The 4,119-nt window shown below is 49.0% G+C and carries 4 protein-coding genes and 1 pseudogene; 2 read left to right on the top strand and 3 right to left on the bottom strand.

All coding sequences use genetic code 11. The features are described 5' to 3' along the window. Positions 1-1,671, top strand: a 1,671-nt coding sequence (gene uvrA, locus QZ327_RS14195; protein ID WP_294620365.1) for an excinuclease ABC subunit UvrA, incomplete at its 5' end; no start/stop codon positions are given. A gap of 53 nt (positions 1,672-1,724) precedes the next feature. Next, positions 1,725-1,997: pseudogene (locus QZ327_RS14190) on the top strand (endonuclease/exonuclease/phosphatase family protein); the annotation flags it as partial. Positions 1,998-2,236: 239 nt separating this feature from the next. Here the strand turns inward: QZ327_RS14190 and QZ327_RS14185 are convergent. From QZ327_RS14185 to QZ327_RS14175, 3 genes are read right to left on the bottom strand one after another with little or no spacing between them, the layout of a single operon-like run. Beyond that, on the bottom strand, positions 2,237-2,722 hold the full coding sequence (locus QZ327_RS14185; RefSeq protein ID WP_004318504.1) for a formyltransferase family protein: 486 nt from the start codon (positions 2,720-2,722) through the stop codon (positions 2,237-2,239). 1 nt (position 2,723) lies between these two features. Beyond that, positions 2,724-3,755 (bottom strand): ABC transporter ATP-binding protein, encoded by a 1,032-nt coding sequence (locus tag QZ327_RS14180; protein WP_294620363.1) that lies wholly within the window; start codon positions 3,753-3,755, stop codon positions 2,724-2,726. After that, entirely contained in the window at positions 3,752-3,877 is a 126-nt protein-coding gene (locus QZ327_RS14175; protein ID WP_004318500.1) for a hypothetical protein, read from the bottom strand. Before QZ327_RS14175 ends, QZ327_RS14180 begins: the two co-directional genes overlap by 4 nt. Positions 3,878-4,119 lie beyond the last annotated feature (242 nt).

The following is a 4,119-nucleotide window of genomic DNA, read 5'->3' as shown; positions in this document are numbered from 1 at the left end:
ATACAATACCGGGTGATGCTGGCACGCTACCGGGGAAAAACCGCTTGTCCCGTCTGCCACGGAACCCGGTTGAAAAAAGAAGCCGGTTATGTAAAGGTAGGCGGCAAATCCATCTCCGAACTGGTGGATCTGCCCATTCATGACTTAAAAGAATTCTTCCGCACACTGGTACTGGATGCACATGACACCGCCATCGCCAAACGAATCCTGACGGAAATCACCAACCGCATCCATTTCCTGATGGATGTAGGTCTGGGATATCTCACACTGAACCGCCTCAGCAACTCGCTCTCCGGCGGTGAAAGCCAGCGCATCAATCTGGCCACCTCACTGGGCAGCAGCCTGGTAGGCTCGCTCTATATTCTGGACGAACCCAGCATCGGACTACACAGCCGTGACACCGACCGGCTGATCAAAGTTCTCCGCCAGTTGCAGGAACTGGGAAACACCGTGGTAGTGGTGGAGCATGATGAGGAAATCATCCGTGCCGCCGATTATATCATCGACATCGGTCCTCAGGCAGGACGCCTGGGAGGACAGATCGTCTATCAAGGCAACATGAGCGACCTTCAAAAAGACAGCAACAGCTATACGGTGCGCTATCTGTTGGGGGAAGAAAACATAGAGGTTCCCCGATGCCACCGCCCGTGGAACAATTATATAGAAATAAAAGGTGCACGTGAAAACAACCTGAAGGGCATTGACGTGAAATTCCCGCTGAATGTCATGACGGTAGTGACGGGTGTCAGCGGTTCGGGAAAGAGTACGCTGGTGCGTGATGTATTCTACAGGGCACTGAAACGCGAATATAGTGAGGGCAGCGAACGGCCGGGCGAGTTTCTCTCGTTGGAAGGGGATATACAACTGGTGAAAGACATTGAGTTTGTTGACCAGAACCCGATCGGAAAATCATCTCGAAGCAACCCGGTGACCTATGTGAAAGCATACGATGAAATCCGTAAGCTCTTCGCCGAGCAGCCCCTGGCCAAGCAAATGGGATATACGGCCGGATATTTCTCGTTCAACACTGAAGGCGGCCGCTGCGAGGAATGCAAAGGCGATGGTACGGTAACCGTGGAAATGCAGTTCATGGCCGATTTGGTATTGGAATGTGAATCCTGTCATGGAAAACGTTTCAAGAGCGACACGCTGGAAGTGAAGTTCCAGGATAAGAACATCTATGACATTCTGGAAATGACAGTGAACCAGGCCGTCGAGTTCTTCACCGGACACGGACAGAAGAAGATCGTGAAGAAACTGCTCCCCTTGCAGGAAGTAGGGCTGGGATACATCAAACTGGGACAAGCCTCCTCCACCCTTTCCGGCGGCGAGAACCAACGTGTGAAGCTGGCTTATTTTCTAAGCATAGAGAAAGCGCAGCCTACCATTTTTGTATTCGATGAACCGACTACAGGCCTGCATTTCCACGATATCAAGAAGTTGCTGGAGGCATTCGACGCCTTGATCAGCCGCGGACATACCATTATCATCATCGAGCATAACATGGATGTGATAAAATGTGCCGACCATGTGATTGACCTGGGACCCGAAGGAGGAAATATGGGAGGTAACCTGGTCGTTGCGGGTACTCCGGAAGAGGTAGCAGCGCATGCCACCTCATACACCGGACAATTCTTACGGGAAAAACTAACCATAAATACCCTCGACTAACGCTCCTCAAGAAACTTATGATGGATTAATCATCTTATAAACCACATAGAATCATGAAAAAAATTATTTTAAAACTCTTAATCTTTCCCTGCTTGTTGGCATGTTCACAAAAGGAAAAAGAATTCACAGTCCTTCAATGGAACATCTGGCAGGAAGGAACGATGATTCCTGGCGGCTATGACGCCATTGTAAACGAGATAGTCCGCCTTCGTCCAGACTTCGTCACACTGAGCGAAGTGCGCAATTACAACAATACCAACTTCACCGCCAGACTGGTACAGTCATTGAAGGAGAAAGGGGAAAACTACTACTCTTTCTACACGTATGTATAATCCGAAAAACGAAAAAACCGTTTTGGAAAAACGAAAACGGAAAGTCCGGCCGGGAAGAAGGAAAAACGAAAACGGAAAGTTCCCCGACACGCACACAAAAAAAAGACAGCGTTTGAACGTCAATAAAACGGTATTCAAACGCTGTTTTTTTTATGCGAAAAAGTACTCAAAAAGTCATTGTCAATTCAGAGGAAATTTGTATCTTTACATAGTGTTAGAAAGGATTTTATCCCTTATAACTTCCTGTCGTAAGTTGAGTATTTCTCTACTTGTGGGACTTTTCGTATATGTCCTTCCGCTATGTCCTTTAACGCTCTTTCAAGCGTCCGCAACATGGCCGGAAGTATATCCTGTTCGTAAAACTCTCTCGGCCGCAAGGAATAGTCAATCTTCACTATTTCCTGTTCGCAAATGTCTCCTGTATCTATTCCGCTATCAGCCCAAAACCAGGTGGCCGCTGTTATTGCTTCCTGACGTTTGTAGGCGTACTTTATGGCGCTGGCTCCACGCCCATAGGGTAACGGGCTGGGATGAAAGACAAGCGTACCGTAAACAGGAACGCCCAGCACTTCAGCCGGCAGTATTTCCGTAAGCAACGGGGCGATTGCCAGGTCTGCCATACAGGTAACGTCTGTTACCCTATGGCCTAAACGTTCGACAAGGGCTTTTGCAGCCCTATAAGCGGTCGTGTTTTCGTTTCCGTATATCCTGACTATCATTTTACCCTCCTATGTATTTAAACGCCTGTACGGCTCTAAAATGGCCGCCGTAGCCACCGGCTGAACTTCTTTTCTTACCTTGCTTTTTATATGACCGGGCAATAGAGTCGCTACACCGTTTTTTGCTGTCACCGTAAAGGCTGGCCGCTGTCTGTACCCACCTTTTAGAGTGCCGAAGCGCCCCGCAAAGTTGGGGGTGTGACGTGTGGAAAAACGTGTGGAACTTGTGCCCGCACCGGCCGTTACCTTGCAAATGGTATTCACATACGGCGGCCAGGAACTTGGTACCGACACCGATACCCTGCCATTCAGGCATTACCACCAGGCGGGTAGCCCGGTAAGCGTTGGCAGTAAACAGTGGCGCAACGGCCACATGACAAACCGGTTCGCCATCGATAATACCGACGAAGTATTCAGCGGCCACCGGAAGGGGCAAATCTAAATAATAATGCCGCTTAAAGAGTCGTGAGAATACAGTTCCCCGGACTTTATATATTTGAAGGGTGAGTTCCGGTCTTTGCCGAAGACAGTCACGCTCGTAAAAGCGTGCCTCGTCCGTATTGTACACCCAGTCGGGTTGTAGCCATTCAATAATATCAAAGTGACAGGATAAAAGCACAACCTGGCCGGAACCCTTGCGCCATGTTTTAGCGAAAGCGGCCGCCCCTACCTTTGCGATCTGCCGGTCAATGACAGACGTAAATTCGTCAATAACGACACGTTCCGGGCGTTCACATACCAGGCGGGCAAGGCCGGCACGGAACTTTTCGCCGTTTGATAACACATTGAAAGGACGAAGCCACGCCGGAACGTCGCCCAGGCCAACGGCGGAAAGGGCGCCGGTTACGGTGTTGAAGTCGCCATTCGGGGCTATGCAGTCAACAATCGGCTTACTATTATCCCAACCGGCATAAAGGTCGTGAATAGGTTCTGAAAAGATACGGTTTCCGATGCTGGTCTTACCGCTTCCGGACGCACCGACAACCAGGCCGATATCGAAATCGTTGCAGCGATGCTTAATTTCGATTTTCATACCGTCACTACTTTTACGTTCAACCCGTTTTTACGCAGCCAGTCGTAAGTGGCTTGCTGGTCTTCTTCACTTTGGCATATCACAATTACGCCGTACTGTTCTTTGTAGGTAAAATTTCCCATATTCGTTTTTTTATTGATTACGGGGCAAAGGTCGTCAGTCCGGCGTAAACAGCATAATTTCCGGGCTTTATCCCACTGCACGGCTTTTGCAGTAGTCAAGTTCCTGGCTTAAATGGTTGATTACAGAATAAACCTTCCGTTCACTGATACCGTATTTATCGGCAAGCATCGCAACGATATAGGTCTTCTTTTCGCCTTCCCGGTTCAAACGTTCGTAATCGGCAAACAGGTCGGCATACTTG

Origin of the sequence: uncultured Bacteroides sp. (assembly GCF_910578895.1) — a bacterium.
Lineage (GTDB): Bacteria > Bacteroidota > Bacteroidia > Bacteroidales > Bacteroidaceae > Bacteroides.
Note: the sequence above shows the minus strand (reverse complement) of the source record. Positions and strands in the feature narration are given on the sequence as shown.